16 protein-coding genes are annotated in these 17,489 nt (G+C 65.8%); 2 read left to right on the forward strand and 14 right to left on the reverse strand.

Translation table 11 applies throughout. From position 1 onward, the window contains the following. Window positions 1-36: 36 nt before the first annotated feature. From WH367_RS13125 to WH367_RS13140, 4 genes are all read right to left on the reverse strand, one after another. The gene (locus WH367_RS13125; protein ID WP_339536486.1) at window positions 37-789 is read right to left on the reverse strand and encodes an ABC transporter ATP-binding protein; all 753 of its coding nucleotides are present in this window, start codon (window positions 787-789) and stop codon (window positions 37-39) included. After that, window positions 786-1,571, reverse strand: a complete 786-nt coding sequence (locus WH367_RS13130) for an ABC transporter ATP-binding protein (protein WP_339536487.1) — start codon at window positions 1,569-1,571, stop codon at window positions 786-788. The genes WH367_RS13125 and WH367_RS13130 overlap by 4 nt, the downstream gene beginning before the upstream one ends. Before the next feature lie 84 nt (window positions 1,572-1,655). Further along, complete coding sequence (locus tag WH367_RS13135) at window positions 1,656-3,293, reverse strand: ABC transporter ATP-binding protein (RefSeq protein WP_339536488.1); 1,638 nt, start codon at window positions 3,291-3,293, stop codon at window positions 1,656-1,658. Further along, window positions 3,286-4,425: an ABC transporter permease gene (locus WH367_RS13140; protein WP_339536489.1), complete on the reverse strand. Its 1,140-nt coding sequence runs from the start codon at window positions 4,423-4,425 to the stop codon at window positions 3,286-3,288. Before WH367_RS13140 ends, WH367_RS13135 begins: the two co-directional genes overlap by 8 nt. A 170-nt stretch (window positions 4,426-4,595) precedes the next feature. Between WH367_RS13140 and WH367_RS13145 the strand changes: the two genes are divergently transcribed. Beyond that, window positions 4,596-5,069, forward strand: coding sequence for a DUF2127 domain-containing protein (locus WH367_RS13145; RefSeq protein WP_339536490.1), 474 nt, complete (start codon window positions 4,596-4,598; stop codon window positions 5,067-5,069). Window positions 5,070-5,121: 52 nt separating this feature from the next. Here WH367_RS13145 and WH367_RS13150 read toward each other — a convergent pair whose 3' ends face one another. Both WH367_RS13150 and WH367_RS13155 read right to left on the reverse strand, forming a co-directional pair. Further along, the gene (locus tag WH367_RS13150; protein ID WP_021027873.1) at window positions 5,122-6,147 is read right to left on the reverse strand and encodes a microcin C ABC transporter permease YejB; all 1,026 of its coding nucleotides are present in this window, start codon (window positions 6,145-6,147) and stop codon (window positions 5,122-5,124) included. A gap of 134 nt (window positions 6,148-6,281) precedes the next feature. Next, window positions 6,282-8,120: an extracellular solute-binding protein gene (locus WH367_RS13155; RefSeq protein ID WP_339536491.1), complete on the reverse strand. Its 1,839-nt coding sequence runs from the start codon at window positions 8,118-8,120 to the stop codon at window positions 6,282-6,284. 121 nt (window positions 8,121-8,241) lie between these two features. Here WH367_RS13155 and fabI point away from each other — a divergent pair, with 121 nt between their 5' ends. Continuing rightward, window positions 8,242-9,042, forward strand: a complete 801-nt coding sequence (fabI, locus tag WH367_RS13160; RefSeq protein WP_021027875.1) for an enoyl-ACP reductase FabI — start codon at window positions 8,242-8,244, stop codon at window positions 9,040-9,042. A 70-nt stretch (window positions 9,043-9,112) separates the two neighbouring features. Here fabI and WH367_RS13165 read toward each other — a convergent pair whose 3' ends face one another. The 8 genes from WH367_RS13165 to WH367_RS13200 form a co-directional block, all read right to left on the reverse strand. After that, window positions 9,113-11,611 carry a heavy metal translocating P-type ATPase gene (locus WH367_RS13165; RefSeq protein WP_339536492.1) on the reverse strand — a complete coding sequence of 833 codons (2,499 nt, stop codon included), beginning with the start codon at window positions 11,609-11,611 and terminating at the stop codon, window positions 9,113-9,115. Window positions 11,612-11,722: 111 nt separating this feature from the next. Continuing rightward, complete coding sequence (locus WH367_RS13170) at window positions 11,723-12,508, reverse strand: ankyrin repeat domain-containing protein (protein ID WP_339536595.1); 786 nt, start codon at window positions 12,506-12,508, stop codon at window positions 11,723-11,725. 29 nt (window positions 12,509-12,537) lie between these two features. Beyond that, window positions 12,538-13,344 carry a TatD family hydrolase gene (locus tag WH367_RS13175; protein WP_339536493.1) on the reverse strand — a complete coding sequence of 269 codons (807 nt, stop codon included), beginning with the start codon at window positions 13,342-13,344 and terminating at the stop codon, window positions 12,538-12,540. Between the two features lie 156 nt (window positions 13,345-13,500). Next, window positions 13,501-13,875 carry a PilZ domain-containing protein gene (locus tag WH367_RS13180; RefSeq protein WP_021027879.1) on the reverse strand — a complete coding sequence of 125 codons (375 nt, stop codon included), beginning with the start codon at window positions 13,873-13,875 and terminating at the stop codon, window positions 13,501-13,503. Window positions 13,876-13,972: 97 nt separating this feature from the next. Continuing rightward, complete coding sequence (locus WH367_RS13185; protein ID WP_339536494.1) at window positions 13,973-15,016, reverse strand: DNA polymerase III subunit delta'; 1,044 nt, start codon at window positions 15,014-15,016, stop codon at window positions 13,973-13,975. Between the two features lies 1 nt (window position 15,017). Beyond that, window positions 15,018-15,713: a dTMP kinase gene (tmk, locus tag WH367_RS13190; RefSeq protein WP_339536495.1), complete on the reverse strand. Its 696-nt coding sequence runs from the start codon at window positions 15,711-15,713 to the stop codon at window positions 15,018-15,020. A gap of 41 nt (window positions 15,714-15,754) precedes the next feature. Next, complete coding sequence (locus tag WH367_RS13195) at window positions 15,755-16,108, reverse strand: single-stranded DNA-binding protein (RefSeq protein ID WP_021028635.1); 354 nt, start codon at window positions 16,106-16,108, stop codon at window positions 15,755-15,757. Between the two features lie 85 nt (window positions 16,109-16,193). Then, window positions 16,194-17,453 carry an MFS transporter gene (locus WH367_RS13200; protein ID WP_021028634.1) on the reverse strand — a complete coding sequence of 420 codons (1,260 nt, stop codon included), beginning with the start codon at window positions 17,451-17,453 and terminating at the stop codon, window positions 16,194-16,196. Window positions 17,454-17,489: the final 36 nt, after the last annotated feature.

Genomic DNA, 17,489 nt, shown 5'->3' on the forward strand with positions numbered 1-17,489 from the left:
GCGCTCGGTGCAGGCTTTGCTTTGTCTGATGGCGCTTTAGACACCAATCCGCTTGGCGCCAGCCCGCTCTTCATCGATCAGCGCCTGCATGCTGCCGGCAAACGCGATCGCACCCTTCTCCAGCACATAGGCCCGGTCGCTCACCAGGCGCGCAAAGTGCAGGTTTTGCTCGCACAGCAAAATACTCACGCCGCGCTGCTTGAGCTGCACAATCATTTGCGCCATCTGCTCGACGATGACAGGCGCCACGCCTTCAGAGGGCTCATCGAGCAGCACCAGATAGGGGTTGCCCATGAGGGTGCGGGCAACGGTGAGCATCTGCTGCTCGCCGCCGCTCATCTGCCCGCCAGCGCGCTGCGGCATGGCGGCCAGATTGGGGAAAAAGGCTAGCAACTCATCCACCGTCCACTGGCTGGCCAGGCTGCCATCGGCCCAGCGCCGGGGCGGCTGGCGGCCCACCTCCAGGTTTTCGAGTACCGTCAGGTCGCTGAAGATGCGCCGCTCTTCAGGCACATAGCCCAGGCCCAGGCGCGCAATGCGCCAGGGGTCGGCCTGTGCAATGTTCTGGCCCATGAACTGCACAGCGCCCTTGCGCCGCTCCACCAGGCCCATGATGGCCTTGAGCGTGGTGGACTTGCCCGCGCCATTGCGGCCCATCAAGGCCACGACCTCGCCGCGCCGCACCTCCAGCCCCACATCAAACAGAATATGGGCTTCGCCGTACCAGGCGTTGAACGCGCTCACCTGCAGCAGCAGATCGGCGTGCATATCGGGTATCGGCGCGCTCATACGGCTGGCTCCTGGCTCTGTTCCTGGCTGTCATAGGTGCTGCCCTTGCCCAGGTAGACCGCCTGCACCTCGGGGTTGCGCCGCACGGCCTCCGGCGCGCCCTCGGCAATCAGCCGGCCCCGCGCCAGCACGATGATGCGGTCCGCATAGGCAAACACCACATCCATGCTGTGCTCGGTAAACAGCACGGCCATGTCTCGCTCGCGGGCCAGTTGCCGGGTCAGTGCCATCAGTTGCAGGCGCTCGGCCTGCGCCATGCCGGCGGTGGGCTCATCCATCAGCAGCAGCACAGGCTTGTGGGCCATGGCGATGGCCAGCTCCACCCGCTTCACATCGCCATAGGCCAGCGCGCTGCAAGCGCGGTCGGCCTGGTCCTGCATGCCCACCAGCGCCAGCAAGGCCAGCGCCTCGTCACGCTGAAAGCGGGCCGCTTTTTGCCACAGGCCAAAGATGCGGCCTGCGGCCGACAGCAGGGCCATCTGCACGTTCTCTGCCACCGTCAGCGAGGCAAAGGTCTCGGCAATCTGGAAGGTGCGCCCTACGCCCAGGCGCCATATCTCGCGGGGCCGCTTGCCACCCAGGGCCGTGCCGCTCAGCAGCATGCTGCCGGCATCGGGCACCAGCTGCCCGCCCAGCATGTTGAAGGTGGTGGTCTTGCCCGCGCCATTGGGGCCAATCAGTGCCAGCACTTCACCCCGGCGCAAGGCAAAGCTCACATCGGCCACGGCCTGCACGCCGCCAAAGCGCTTGCCCAAACCGGTCACTTGCAGCAGTTCTGTCATGGATTTCCCGTTGATGCCGCAGGCCGCTTGCGCGCTGCCAGCGGCCCTATTCCGCTCAAAAAGTCGTTGCCGGGCGCTGCCCGCTCAGCCCAGCTCCAGGCTGGCGGCCATCAGGCGCTGCGTGTAGGCCTGGCGCGGCGCATCGAGCACCTGCATGACCTCGCCGCTCTCCACCACCTCGCCATCCTTCATCACCAGCACCTCATGGGCCATGGCCCGGATCACCGCCACATCGTGCGTGATCAGCACATAGCTCAGGCCGCGCTCGCGCTGCAGGCGCTGCAGCAAGGCCAGCACCTGCTGCTGGATGGTGACATCGAGTGCGCTGGTGGGTTCGTCCAGCACCAGGATCTCGGGGTCCACGATCAGCGCGCGGGCAATGGCCAGGCGCTGGCGCTGGCCGCCGGAGAACTCATGCGGATAGCGCTCGAGCAGGCCCGGGAACTGGGCCTCGGTCATGCCCACTTCCTGCAGCAGCGCCAGCACCTGCTGCTGCAGATCGGCTGGAGCCAGTTGGGGCTGCGCCAGCTGCAGGCCTTCACCCACCATCTCCTGCACCGTCATGCGCGGCGACAGCGACGAGAACGGATCCTGGAACACCACCTGCACCTTGCGGCGCAGCTGCTGGTTGGCCGCGCTGTTGCGCTGGGCCGGCAACTGCCAGGTCTCTTGGCCAATGCGCAGCTCGCCCTGGCTGGGCAGCAGGCCCAGGATCGCCTGGGCCAAGGTGGATTTGCCCGAGCCCGACTCGCCAATCACCCCCAAGGTCTGCCCCCGGGCCAGCGCCAGGCTGGCGCCGCGCACCGCCTCGAACCGGCCCTTGCGGAACCAGCCGGCAAAGCCCGGCAGCGGCGTGGCATAGGCCACCTGCAGATCGCGCGTTTTCAGCACCGTGGGTGCCTCAGGCTGGCGGGCCACCACCTGGCGCTGGGGCGTGCTGGCCAGCAGCTTCTGGGTATAGGCATGCTGGGGCGCGGCAAACACCTCGGCCACGGCGCCCTGCTCCACCAGCCGGCCTTTCTCCATCACTGCCACCCGGTCGGCAAAATGGCGCACCAGCGGCAGGTCATGGGTAATCATCAGCACCGCCATGCCAGTCTGGCGTTGCAAGTCGCTCAGCAGCTCCAGGATCTGGCCGCGCAGGCTCACATCGAGCGCGGTGGTGGGCTCATCGGCGATCAGCAGCTTGGGCCGGCAGGCCAGCGCCATGGCAATCATTGCGCGCTGGCGTTGGCCGCCGCTGAGCTGGTGCGGGTAGCTGCCGGCGCGCCGTTGCGGCTCGGGGATGCCGGTGGTGGCCAGCAGCTGAACGGCCTGCTCCCAGGCCGCCTTGTCGCCCAGGCCCTGCTTGAGCTGCAGCACCTCGGCAATCTGCGCGCCCATGGTCATCAGCGGGTTCAGCGCCGTCATCGGCTCCTGAAAGATCACCGCAATCTCATCACCACGCACGGCTTGCATCTCACGCTCGGAGATCTGCAGCAGGTTGCGCCCACCCATCAGCGCTTCGCCGCGCAGCTGGGCCTCGCCCACCAGGCGCAGCAGCGACAGGGCCGTGATTGTCTTGCCAGAGCCTGATTCGCCGACCAGCGCCAGCTTCTCGCCGGCCTGTATGCAAAAGCTCAGGTCCTTGACCACGTCCTGGCCGCCAAAGCCCACATAGAGGTGATGGACCTGCAGCAGCGGTGCGGGCACGGCCACCGGGGGTTGCGCTTGCTCAAGCATGGCGGGCCTCCTTGGCATCTGCGCTGGCCGACGGCGCAGGCTGAGCCGAAGGCGCAGCAGGCGTTGCGCCAGCGCGCGGCGAATTCAGCTGCTTGCGCGGGTCCAACGCATCCCGCAGCGCATCGCCCATAAAGGTCAGCAGCAGCAAGGTGGCGACCAGCACCGCAAAGGTCGATAGCGAAATCCACCAGGCATCGATGCTGTTCTTGCCCTGGTTCAACAGCTCGCCCAGGCTCGGGGTGCCCGGGGGTACGCCCAGGCCCAGAAAATCCAGCGATGTCAGGGTCAGGATCGCGGCACTCATCTGGAACGGCAAAAAGGTGACCACCGGCGTCATGCTGTTGGGCAGAATATGGCGCCACATGATTTTCCAGCTCGGCACGCCCAGGGCCCGCGCCGATTTCACATAGTCCATCTGGCGGTTGCGCAAAAACTCCACCCGCACATAGTCGGACAGCGCCATCCAGCCAAACAGGCTCAGCAGCACCAGCAGCAGGCCGGCGCTGGGCGCCAGCACCGCGCTGAAGATGATCAGCAGGTACAGGATCGGCATGGCACTCCAGATTTCGGTAAAGCGCTGGAACACCAGGTCCACCTTGCCGCCGAAAAAGCCCTGTATCGCACCGGTGAGAATCCCGATCAGCGTGCCGACGGCCGTCAGCGCCAGGCCAAACAGCACACTGACGCGAAAGCCGTAGATCAGCTGGGCCAGCAGATCACGCCCCCGGTCATCGGTGCCCAGCCAGTTGTCGGCAGAGGGTGCCGAAGGCGTGGGCGATTTGGCAAAGTAGTTGATGGTGTTGGGGCCGTAGCGGTTGAGCGGAAAGATCGCCCAGTTGCCATCCTTGCGCAGCTGCTGCTGGATGAAGGGATCGAGAAAATCGGTGGCGGTGTGGAAGTCGCCACCAAAACTGGTCTCGGGGTAGTTCTTGGCCAGCGGGAAATAGGTCTGTCCCTCATAGCGCACGATGAGCGGCTTGTCGTTGCTGATCAGCTCGGCAAACAGGCTGAGCACCACCAGCACCACAAAGATCAGCAGGCTGTAAAAGCCCAGTCTGTTGGACTTGAAACGGCGCCAGGCGCGGGCCGCAGGCGAGCGGCCGGGGGGAAGTGGGGAAACAGGCTCGGTCATCGTTATGGTCTGCAGAAACGGTGTGGGCACCGTCCCCCTCCTGTCACTGCTGTCACTGAATAGGGCGGCCTGGGGCCGACGTGGGCAACTGTGGCGGCGACGGCACGGGGTGCTGCGCTGTCGCCATTGGCCGACAGCCAAACGGCGCGCCATCGGCCATGCTCTGCGCCATGCCCGTCAGCACCAGCCCCCAAGCCCTGCGCACCGCGCTCAAAAGCATTGCCATTTTTGAAGCGCTCAAAGGCGTTGCCGCGCTGCTGGGCCTGTTGGGACTGCTCAGCCTGCTGCACCACGATCTGCACCGCCTCGCGTTGGAGCTGATCGGCCACGTTGGCCTCTCGCCCAACGCCCGCTACCCGGCCGTGCTGATCGGTTGGGTGGACAAGATCAATGCCACCTCCGTCCATACGCTGGTGTTGCTGGGCGCGGCCTATATCGCGCTGCGCTGGCTGGAGGCCTGGGGCCTGTGGCATGACAAGGCCTGGGGCGAATGGCTGGGCGCGCTGTCCTCGGGGCTGTACATCCCCTTGGAAGTGCAGCACCTGCTGGCGCACCGCCATTGGCAAGGCGCGCTGGTGCTGCTGCTCAACATCGTCGTCGTGGCCGTGCTGCTGCGGCGCCTGCAGCTGCGCCGCAAGGCCTGAGGCGCGGCGGCAGGCCGCTGGCGCTGGGCTGGCCGATGCAGGCATGTGCGCCTCAGTCAAACTTGACACGCGGATCCACCCAGACATAGCACAGGTCGCTCACCAGCTTGGTGAGCAGACCGATCAAGGTAAACAGGTACAAGGTGCCCAGCACGACCGGGTAATCGCGGCGCAGCACGCTCTCGTAGCTCAAGAGGCCCAGGCCATCGAGCGAAAACAGCGTCTCGATCAACAAGGCCCCGGTAAAGAACGCGCCGACAAAGGCCGCCGGAAAGCCCGTGACGATCGGCAGCAAGGCATTGCGGAACACATGGCGCCACAGCACCTGGCGCTCGCTCAGACCCTTGGCCTTGGCCGTCACCACATACTGCTTGCGGATCTCTTCGAGAAAGGCGTTTTTCGTGAGCATGGCCGTCACCGCAAAGCTGCCGGCCACCATGGCGGTGACTGGCAAGGTGATATGCCAGAGGTAGTCCACCAGCTTGGCGGCCCAGCCCATCTCCTCCCAGCCCGATGAGGTGAGCCCGCGCAGCGGAAACCACTGCAGCTGCCCGCCAAAGATCACCAAGAGCGCCACACCCAGCACAAAGCCCGGTATCGCATAGCCCACCAGCACGATCACCGTGGTGACCATGTCAAACCGGCTGCCCGCACGCACGGCCTTGGCAATGCCCAGCGGCACCGCAATCAGGTAGCTGATGAAAAAGGTCCACAGCCCCAGGCTGATGGAGACGGGCAGCTTGTCCTTGATCAGCTGCCAGACGCTTTTGTTCTGGAAAAAGCTGTTGCCCAGATCAAAGCGGGCGAACTGGCCCAGCATCTGCACAAAGCGCTCGATGGGCGGCTTGTCAAAACCATACAAGGCCTTGATCTCGTCGAGCCGCTTGGGGTCAATGCCCTGCGCGCCCCGGTAGCCCATGCCCGCGCCCTCCGCGCCCCGGTTGCCGGCCTTGGCCTCTGCCAGGTACTGCTCGACCGGGCCGCCCGGCACAAACTGGATCACCACAAAGGTCAGCAGCAAGACCCCGAACAAGGTGGGGATCATCAGCAGCAAACGTTTGAGGATATAGGCAAGCATGCGGGGCGGGCTCCAATGTCAGCAAGGGCGGGCAAGCGCCGTGGCACTGTGGCAGAAAAGGCCTGGGCAGCGCGGCAGGCGCGCTGGGGCGGTGAGAAGGATCATATAACGGCGGGGCGCTGCGTCAGACCGGGTCATGGCTTGGCCGTGTCAGCGGTGATCGGCGGCATGCGCGCCCACCAGTAGTACATCACCCAGGTCTCCCCCGGCACATAGGCCGGCACCTGCGGCGGCTCGACCAGGCGCCAGGCGTCATACACCACGCGGTGGCTGGCGGCATACCACTGTGGGATCAGGTAGTGGCCCGCCACAATGATGCGCTCGAGCGCATGGCAGGCGGGCAGCAGCTCCTGCTCGCTCTTGGCGCTGGCCATCTGGGCAATCATCGCATCGACGGCCGGGCTCTTCAAGCCAATGAAATTGCCCGAGCCTTCCTGCTCCGCCGCCGCGCTGCCAAACAGCTCGGCGTATTCTTGACCCGGGATATTGGTGCCCGGCACATTGACCGATATCAGGTCATAGTCGAACTTGTCGACCCGCTGCTGGTAGAGCGCGTAATCGGCCACCCGCAGCCGGAGCTTGATGCCCAGCTTCTCCAGGTTGCGCATCCAGGTGGACACGGTGCGAATGCCGCCTTCGTTGCTGTCGAGGAACTCCAGCTCCAGCGCTTCGCCCTTGGCATTGCGCAGCACGCCATTTGTGTCCACCTTCCAGCCGGCATCGGCCAAGAGCGCCTGGGCCTTGCGCAGGTTGTCGCGCAGGCTGCTGCCCTGGTCGGTGCGGGGGGGATCCTGCAGCGGCCCCAAGGTGCCGGCGGGCAGGTCTTTCTCAAAGGGCTTGAGCAGGGCCAGTTCGGCATCACTCGGGCTGCCATGCGTCTCGCACATGGTGTTGCCAAACAGGCCATGCACGCGCTCGTAGGCACCGTAGAACAGCTGGCGCTGCATCCACTCGTAGTCAAACGCCAGGCCCAGCGCCTCGCGCACCCGCACATCCTGCAGCAGCGGGCGGCGCAGGTTCAAAAAATAGCTCTGAAAGCCCGACGGCAGCTTGTTGGCAAAGTCCCCCTTGCGCAGCTCACCCCGGTCAAAGCGCTTGCCATAGAGGCGCCGCGCCCAGTCGCCGGCGCTGAAAAAGCGCATCACATCGAACTCACCGGCCTTGAGCGCCTCCAGCTTGGCGGTGTTGTCCTTGTAGATCTTGATCGTGACCCGGTCAAAATTGGCGCTGCCCACGCGCACCGGCAGGTCCTTGGCCCAGTAGTCGGGGTCGCGCACGTAGGTGATGTCGCGGCCAAACACCACCGGGCCGATCTTGTAGGGGCCGCTGCCGATCGGCATATCGGTCACGATCTGGTCAAAGCGTTTGGGCTTGCCATCAGCGCCCAGGCCCCAGTCGCGGCTAAAGACCGGCAGGCTGCCCACGGTCAGCGGCAGATCGCGGTTGGGCTTTTTGAAGCGAAAGCGCACCGTGCGGTCGTCGATGACATCGCAGCCTTCCACATCGGCCAGCAAGGTCTTGTAGCCGGGCGCGGCGTACTGGCTGATCAGCGCCTCGTAACTGTGCTTCACATCCTGGGCCAGCACCGGTTTGCCGTTCTGAAAGCGCGCCGCCCTGCGCATCTTGAATGTCGCAGACATGCCATCGGCGGCCACATCGATGTCCTCGGCCAGCAGGCCGTAGCCGGTCGTCGTCTCGTCCAGGCTGGCAATCAGCAGGCTGTCAAACAGCATCTCGGCCATATAGGCCGGGGGTGAGCCTTTGATCGTGAAGGGATTGTATTTGTCAAACGTGGAGTAGCGCAGCGCACTGACCAGCCGCAGCTCGCCGCCCTTGGGCGCCTCGGGGTTGGCATAGGCAAAGTGCTTGAAATCCGCCGCGTAGCGCGGCTCGCCCCAGAGGGCGTAGGCATGGCTGGCCCAGGCAGGTGCTGCCGCGGCAGCACACAAAATCAGCGGAAGGCAGAATCGCATGCGACAATTCTGCCCTAGCTGGCCACCTGTGCAAGCGTTTACCCCCGAGAAACGCTTTGCGCCGGTGCCCAAGTCTTTTTTGGCCATTCCTCATGGCCTGGAACTCATCAGGAGAAGAACAATGGGATTTCTGACCGGCAAGAAACTGCTGATCACGGGCGTGCTGTCCAACCGCTCCATCGCCTACGGCATTGCCAAGGCCTGCCACCAGCAAGGCGCCGAGCTGGCCTTCAGCTATGTGGGTGAACGCTTCAAGGACCGTATCAGCGAATTTGCTGCCGAGTTCGACTCCAAGCTGGTGTTCGACTGCGATGTGGCCGATGACGCCCAGATCGAGAAGATGTTTGCCGACCTGGCCGCCACCTGGGGCAAGTTCGACGGCTTTGTGCACTCGATCGGCTTTGCACCGCGCGAGGCGATTGCCGGCAACTTCCTCGATGGCTTGTCGCGCGAAGGCTTCCGCATTGCGCATGACATCAGCGCCTACAGCTTCCCTGCGCTGGCCAAGGCCGCCCTGCCCTACCTCAACGACAAGTCGTCCCTGCTGACCCTGTCCTACCTGGGCGCCCTGCGCTCCATCCCCAACTACAACACCATGGGCCTGGCCAAGGCCTCGCTGGAAGCCTCCGTGCGCTACCTGGCCGAGGCCGTGGGCCGCACTGAAGACGGCCGCGCCATCCGCGCCAACGGCATCTCCGCCGGCCCGATCAAGACCCTGGCCGCTTCGGGCATCAAGGACTTTGGCAAGCTGCTGGGCCGCGTGGCTGATGCATCCCCACTGCGCCGCAATGTGACCATCGAAGACGTGGGCAATGTCGCTGCCTTCCTGCTGAGCGATCTGGCCTCTGGCGTGACCGCCGAGATCACCTATGTGGACGGTGGCTTCAGCCAGACGGCTGGCTTGTCGGCCGACCAGGTCTAAGCCTTAACGCTTAGACAAAAACCCCGCAGGCTTGGTGTCTGCGGGGTTTTTTCATGTCTAGCAGCCTGGTCTAGACGCTAAAACGGCGCAGCCGCAAGGCATTGGCCAGCACAAACACGCTCGACAGCGCCATCGCCCCCGCCGCAAACACCGGCGACAGCAGGGTGCCATTGACCGGGTACAGCAAGCCCGCGGCGACCGGGATCAGCGCCACGTTGTAGGCAAAGGCCCAGAACAGGTTCTGGTGGATATTGCGCATGGCGGCGCGCGAGAGCCCGATGGCAGTCACGACACCGCGCAGGTCGCCGCCCATCAGCACCACATCGGCTGACTCGATGGCGATATCGGTGCCCGAGCCCACGGCAATGCCGACATCGGCCTCGGCCAGCGCGGGCGCATCATTGATGCCATCGCCCACATAGGCCAGCGCGCCATGCGCAGCCCGCAGCCGCTTGACGGCCGCCACCTTGCCATCGGGCAGCACCTCGGCCACCACCTCGTCAATGCCCAGCTGCTGGGCAATCGCTTCACCGGTGCGGCGGTTGTCGCCGGTGATCATCGCTACCTTGAGGCCCATCGCATGCAAGCCCTCAATCGCGGCGCGTGTCGTGGGCTTGATCGGGTCGGCCACGGCGATCATGGCCGCCAGCTGGCCATCGATGGCGGCATACAGCGGCGTCTTGCCTTCGGCGCCCAGGCGGGCGGCCTCGTCCGCAAACAGCGCCACATCGGCGCCCAGCTGCCGCATCATGCGGTCTGCACCGACTTCGACCCGCGCAGCGCCCACTTGGGCACGCACGCCAAAACCGGTCACCGATTCAAAGCCGGACAGCGGCGGTATCTGCAGCCCTTCGGCCTGGGCGGCCTGCACAATGGCCTGGGCTATCGGGTGCTCGGACTGGCTCTCGACGGCGGCCACCGCCGCCAGCACCGCCGCGCGCTCAAAGCCGGGGGCCAGCACCAGGTCGGTCAGCGCAGGCCGGCCTTCGGTCAGGGTACCGGTCTTGTCCACGGCCACCACCTGGGCGTCTTTCAGCAGCTGCAGCGCCTCGCCCTTGCGGAACAACACCCCCAGCTGGGCGGCGCGGCCGGTGGCCACCATGATCGAGGTGGGCGTCGCCAGGCCCATCGCGCAGGGGCAGGCGATGATGAGCACCGCCACCGCATTGACGAGGGCCAGGCTCAGCGCGGGCGATGGGCCCAGCAGCAGCCAGAGCACAAAGGTCAGCGCGGCGGCGGCCATCACGGCGGGCACAAACCACATGGTCACCTTGTCCACCACGGCCTGGATCGGCAGCTTGCCGCCCTGGGCCTGTTCGACCATGCGGATGATCTGCGCCAGCACGGTGTTGCCGCCCACCTCGGTCGCTTCCAGCGTCAAGGCGCCTTTTTGGTTGATGGTGCCGCCCACCACCTGCGCGCCTGCCGTTTTGTGCACCGGCACGGGCTCACCGCTGATCATCGATTCGTCGACATAGCTCTCGCCATCCGTTACCCGGCCATCGACCGGGATGCGCTCGCCGGGGCGCACCTGCACGCTATCGCCGGGCTGCACCGCGTCAATGGCCAGCGATTGCCAGTCGCCATCGCGCAGCACCCAGGCCGTCTTGGCCTGCAGCTGCACCAGGCGCTTGATCGCCGCCGAGGTGTTGCCCTTGGCGCGCGCCTCCATCCAGCGGCCCAGCAAAATCAGCACTACGATCACCGCCGCTGCCTCGAAATAGACATGCACGGTGCCCGCAGGCAAAACGCCAGGCGCAAAGGTGGCCACCAGCGAATAGAGGTAGGCCGACAAGGTGCCTACTGCGACCAGCGAGTTCATATCGGGCGCGGCCCGCGCCAGCGCAGGCAGCCCCAGCCGGTAAAAGCGCCGGCCCGGCCCGGCCAGCACCAGGCTGGTCAATACCCACTGCAGCAGCCAGTTGCTTTGCTGGGGCAGCCATTGGCTCACCCAGTGGTGAAAGCCCGGCAGCAGATGGCCGCCCATCTCCAGCACAAACACCGGTGCAGCCAGCAGCGCAGCCAGCCACAGGTCACGCAGCAGGCTGCTCTGCGCCTGCTGCTGGCGCTGGCTTTGCGCAGCATGGGCATCGGCCGCCTCGCTGGCTTCGGCCGCCTGTGGCACAGTGCGGGCGGTATAGCCGGCCTTGGCAATGGCGGCCAGCAGTTGCTCGGCTGGCACACCCGCCGTCAGCTGCACCGTGGCGCGCTCGGTAGCCAGGTTCACGGCGGCCGTTTGCACGCCGGGCACGGCCTTCAATGCCCGCTCAACCCGGCCCACGCAAGAGGCGCAGGTCATGCCTTCAACTTCCAGCTCCAGCGCATGTGCAGGCACGCTGTAGCCGGCTTTGTGGACCGCTGCCAGCGCCTGCTCCAGCACCTGGGCGGCGGGGGCCTGGTCGCCCAGCTGCAGGCTGGCATGCTCGGTAGCCAGGTTGACATGGGCGCTTTGCACACCGGGCACGGCCTGCAAGGCGCGCTCGACCCGGCCGACGCAGGAGGCGCAGGTCATGCCCTCGATCGGCAGTTGCAGCAGCGGGGTGGCGGATGGGGTGGTTTGGGCAGTCATGGCGGGAGTCTTTCTATCCATGGCTGCCACTCTAAAGATTGCCATGGTGTGAATGTCAAGCCCCTGCCCACAGCGGGTGCTAACACAACATGGGCATCGCCGCCTGCCGCCTTACCAGTTGCTCTGGATCTTGCGCCGGCCTTCCTGCGGGAACGCGGGCTTTTGCGGCACGTAAGCACCGGGCTGCGGCTTGGGCGCAGCCGTGCTGCCAGCAGCGGCAGCGCCAGCCCCAGCGCTGGCACCCGCCCCTGGCGCTGCAGCGCCGGCCTGGCTCAGCCAGGTCACCACTTCCGAGCGGTCGGCACGGGTGGCAAAGTCGCTCGCCGTCAGTCCCTGCTGGTTTTTCAGCTTGGGGTCGGCGCCTTCCTTGATCAGCAGTTGCACAGCGCTGCGTGTGCCGTACTGCGCGGCCATCATCAACGGCGTGGTGCCGTTGGGCGATGCGGCATCGATATAGGCATGGTGCTCCAGCAGCAGCGCCACCATCTGCAGGTCGGAGCCGTCTTCGCTCGGGGCCGAGACGGCATAGTGCAGCGGCGTCCAGCCCTCGCGGTTCACATCGGCGCCGCGCGCAATCAAAGCCTTGGCCAGATCGACCTGGCCCTTGATGGCGGCCATCATCAGCGGTGTCTCGCCCTTGGCATTGGCCAGGTTCACGTTGGTGGTCGGCAGCGCAATCATGCCCTTGGCCGCGCGGTAGGAGTCAAGCTTGAAGGCCTGGGTCAGGCCCGTCTCGCCCTTTTCGCTCACGGTGTTGGGATCAAAGCCGCGCTGCACCAGCGCCTCGATGCCCTTGGCGTCATCGCGGATGATACGGGTGAAGAAGTCGTCATACGAGCCCGCTTGCGCGGCCGCGCAGGCGAGCCACAGGGCCGCCGCGCAGGCCGCTCGAAGCACAGACAAAGAACCAGGTGTAGCAGGCAGCTTCATGACAGCACTCCGCTGAAGAGTCGATCGAAATTGCGGTTGGTGGCCTCGGCCACCGCTTCCACGCTGGTGCCGCGCACCTGCGCAATCTGCGCGGCCACATGCGGCACATAGGCGGGCGTATTGGTCTTGCCGCGAAACGGCACCGGCGCCAGATAAGGGCTGTCGGTCTCGATCAGCAGCCGGTCCTCAGGCACAAAGGCGGCGACATCGCGCAGATCCTGCGCCTTTTTGAAAGTGATGATGCCCGAGAACGAGATGTAGAAGCCCAGGTCCAGCGCCGCGCGGGCGACTTCCATGCTCTCGGTAAAGCAGTGGAACACGCCGCCTGCGGCATCGGCGCCACCGGTCTCGCCCTCTTCGCGCAGCAGACGCAAGGTGTCATCCGAGGCACTGCGGGTGTGGATCACCAGCGGTTTGCGCACCTGCTGGGCCGCGCGGATATGGGTGCGAAAGCGCTCGCGCTGCCATTCCAGATCGGCAACCGTGCGGCCGCCCTTGCGGTCTTCCATGCCGTAGTAGTCCAGGCCTGTCTCGCCAATCGCCACGACGCGGGGCAGCGCCGCGCGCTCGACCAGGTCCTGCACGCTGGGCTCGGTCAGCCCTTCGGTATCGGGGTGTACACCCACGCTGCACCAGAAGTTGTCATAGCGCATCGCCAGCGCATGCACGTCGGGAAACTCCTCCATCGTGCAGCTGATGCACAGCGCGCGGGTCACCCGCGCCTCGTCCATCTTGGCGCGGATGGCCGGCAGGTCCTGGACAAGCTCGGGAAAGTTGAGGTGGCAGTGGGAGTCGGTGAACATCAATCGTCTACGCTGCAGACGAACAAAGCGCCGCAGTCCAAATACAAAGAACTGCTGCCATTGTCCGCGCTCCGGCTGCTCCGCCGGTCGCCACCACCGTAAAACCCTGTCAGCCCGGCTAAGAAATCGGGGTGGGACAGGGTCCAAATTGGGCGTTTAGATGGTTTGCGTGGCGCGGTCGGCCTGCAAGGCCGTGCCCAAGATCTGTTCAATCTTGTAACGCAATTCATCGGTTTTGGGGTCTTTGGGAAAGCGCACGCCAATGCCTTGGGTGCGGTTGCCACCGGCGCCTGCCGGCGTCACCCAGCCTACTTTGCCGGCAATGGGGTAGCGCTGCGGATCCTGGGGCAAGGTCAGCAGCAGGTAGACATCGTCGCCCAGTGCATAGTCCTTGGGCGTGGGGACAAAGATGCCCCCTTCCTTGAACAAGGGGATGTAGGCGGCATAAAGCGCGGCCTTTTCCTTGATGGCCAATTGCAGCACGCTGGGGCGAGCGCTGGCCGTGCCCGGTGCGGGGGTAGGACTGTTCATAGATTCCAAGGATAACCAAATTTTGCTGCCTATTTCCAGATGCCAGCGCAAACACAGGCCACTTCAGCGGCCTGTTACACCGGCAGATGGGCCCGGCTCAGCGCCGAGACTGCAGCACGCTGGCCGCCTGTGCGACCAGCGCTTCGAGCATCAGCCCCTGGTTGAAGGGGTGCGCCGCCGTGCGCATCGACTGCGTCAAGGCCTTGCTCCAGCGCGCCAGCACCGCCAGCGCCGGCGGCGCGGGCAGATCGGCCGCATCAAAAAACCGTGGCGCGGCCCCCACACGCAGCATCAGCAAATCATGGCAGAGCTTTTGCAAGGCATCGACCACTTCGGGTGCCGACAGGCTGGACAAGGCACCGGGCTGGCCATTGGCCAGGTCCTTGGGCAACTTCTTCCAGACCTGGGGTGAGCGGCCGGCATGCATCTGCGCCAGCGCGTCGTCGGGGCGGCCGCCTGCGGCCTGCAGCAGCGCATCGACCTGGTCGGCCGGCACGTCCTGCGCCACCAGCCAGCTGCGGGCCGATGCGGTATCGGGCCACTGCATGGTGTGGGCCAGGCAACGGCTGCGGATCGTGGGCAGCAGCTGGTGCGCGGCTTCGGTGGCCAGCACAAAGCGGGCATCGCCTGGCGGCTCCTCCAAGGTCTTCAGCAGCGCATTGGCCGTCACCGCATTCATCTTTTCGGCCGGGAACACCAGCACCGCCTTGCCTTTGCCCCTGCCCGAGGTGCGCTGGGTGAACTCCACCGCATCGCGCATCGCATCGACGCGGATTTCCTGGCTGGGCTTGCGTTTCTTGTCGTCGATGTCGGCCTGGGCCTTTTCCGGCAGCGGCCAGCCCAGCGCCAGCATCTCCGTCTCGGGCATCAGCACACACAGGTCCGTGTGGGCATGCACATCGATCGCATGGCAGCTGGCGCAGTGGCCGCAGGCGCCCTGGGGCGTCGGCGCATCGCACAGCCAGGCGCGCACCAGGCCCATGGCCAGCGAGAACTGGCCCAGGCCCGAGGGGCCTTGCAGCAGCCAGGCATGGCCGCGCTGGGCCAGCAGCTGCTCGCGCTGCTGGGCAATCCAGGGCGCGGTGGGCGCCGGTGCTGCGGCTACGGGCTCGGCCGCTGCCGTGTTCTTGGCGGTGGCCATATCAGCCCTCCCCCTTGCTGGCCGGCAGCCAGCCCTGGGCTGCTATGGCCTGGCGCACCGCCTGCCACACCGCCGGCTTGGGTTGGTGCGAATCGATGCGCGCAAACCGCGCGGGCTGCGCCAGCGCGCGCTCGGCATAACCGGCGGCCACGCGGGCAAAAAACTGCTGGGGTTCGGCCTCAAAACGGTCGGGGGCGCGTGCACCGGCCAGGCGCTCGGCGGCCACCTCGGTGGGCAGGTCAAACCAGATGGTCAGATCGGGTTGGCGCAGTGCGCCCTCGCCCAGCTCGGGCCGGGCCTGCACCATGCGCTCGAGCACCTGCAGCACCTGCAGGTCAAAGCCGCGCCCGGCGCCCTGGTAGGCAAAGGTGGCATCGGTAAAACGGTCGCACAGCACCACGTCACCGCGCGCCAGCGCGGGCTCGATCACCTGTTGCAGGTGGTCACGCCGGCCGGCAAAGACCAGCAAGGCCTCGGTCAGCGCATCCATGGGCTCCTGCAGGAACAGCGCGCGCAGCTTCTCGGCCAGCGGCGTGCCACCGGGCTCGCGCGTGCTCACCACCTGGCGGCCTGCGGCCAAAAAGGCATCGTGCAGGCCCTGGATATGCGAGGATTTACCGGCGCCGTCAATGCCTTCAAAGCTGATGAACAGGCCGCGTGAAGCAGCTGGGGAAGATGCGGGAGAAGATGGAGTCATGCTGCGCCAGATTGTACGTGCCCGCCCGCACCCCTATGGGTTCAGGCGGCTGGGTCAAAGTCCGCATCACCGGCCAGGCCGCGCTTGCGGGCCACAGCGTAAGCAGTCAGCACCTGGTGGGCGACCATATCGACACTGGGGCGGGTCACGCCATCGCGGTCGACCCAGACCTTGGGGGTCAGGCTGCCCGACAGGCAGATGCTGTCGCCATCGCCCAGGCCCAAAAGCGCCGCCACCGGGGCATCGTCAAAAGCGATGACATTGACAATCAGCATCTCGCCGTCGCCCGCGCCCGCATTGGCGCGCACCTTGGCCAGCGCATAGGGCTTGCCGGTTTTACTGCTGCGCTCGACCGGCTGGCCCAGTATGCGCCCGGATACCAATCCATCCATCATGCTTTGATCCCCCAATAAGCCCTGCAGTTTAGCCGCTTGGCCGGCCGCCACCGGCGAGGCGGGGCACCAAGCTCAGCGCTTGTGGTCAGCGCTTATCGGGTGGCTGGGCCTGTTTCTCGCCCAGCGCATGGCCCGCCGGTTCCGCGCCATGGCTGCTGTCCAGCACCCGAAAGTTGGGCAGCGGCGTTTTGCCCAGCACCCAGGCCATGCGCGAGCCCGCACCTACCAAGGCACCCATCACCCAGAAGACGCCGCCCACCCCAATGGCCGCGCCAGCGGCACCAAACATCAGCGGCATGCAGACGCTCGAGCCATTGATCAGCATCAGCCGCAGGCCCACGGCCTCGCCATGGCGCTCTTCGGGAGTGATCTGATGCAGCATGCTCATGGCCATGGGCTGCACACTGCCCAGGCCGATGCCCAGCAAGGCCGAACAAAAGGCCATTGCCCAGGCATTGGGCATCAGCGGGTAGATCGCAAAGATGGCGGCCGTTAGCACCATCGCGGCCATTACCACAGTCATCTCGCGCATATGGCGCGAGATGGCAGGCAGCAGCACCCGGATCACAAAGGCCGCCAGCGCAAACACGCCCAGCACGGCACCGATCTCGGAGGCCGACAGCCCCCGGTCATGGCCCAGCAAGGGCACAACAAAGGTGTGCACATCCCAGCAAGAGGCCACCAGCCAGTTGACGATCAGCAAGCGGCGGAAGGACTGCTCGCGCAGCAGATCCCAGGCATGGTGGGGCTGGCCATCGCTCTTGGGCGGCTCGGCCTCCATCTCCTGCGCGCTGCGCACGCACCACCAGGCGACGACCGAAAACAGCGCCAGCACCGCAAAAGCGATGCGGTAGGACAGGTTGTTGCCCGCCTGGCCGGTCGAGTGGTCGATGATCAGCCCGGTGACCATGGGCCCCAGAAAATTGGCAATCGCCGGGCCCAGCGACAGCCAGCTGAAGATCTGGCGCAGCTCGCTGGCCTCATGGGCGACGCGGCCGGCATGGCGCTGCAGCGCGATGATCGAGATGCCGCAGCCCGCCCCCGTGAGCAGCGCCGCGACGCAGAGCACTTCAAACCGGGGAAAGGCCACGCCAATGGCAGTGCCGGCAAAGGCCAGCGCAATGGCGGCCAGCATCGGCTTCATGAAGCCGTGCTTGTCGGCGTAGCGGCCCGCCGGCAGCGCCAGGAACACCTGGGTCAGCGCAAACAGACTGAGCAAGAACCCCACCGCGCCGGGGGTGTGGCCATCGCGCAGGGCCAGCAGCGGGGCTGCCAAGCGCGTGCCTGTCATACAGGTATGGACAAAAAACTGGCCGATGATCAGCCGTATCAACTCGCGATTCACGCGTTCCCTTCAGCACCGTGGGCAACAGGCACTTGC

This window comes from Comamonas sp. MYb21, assembly GCF_037479395.1.
Classification (GTDB): Bacteria; Pseudomonadota; Gammaproteobacteria; order Burkholderiales; family Burkholderiaceae_C; genus Comamonas.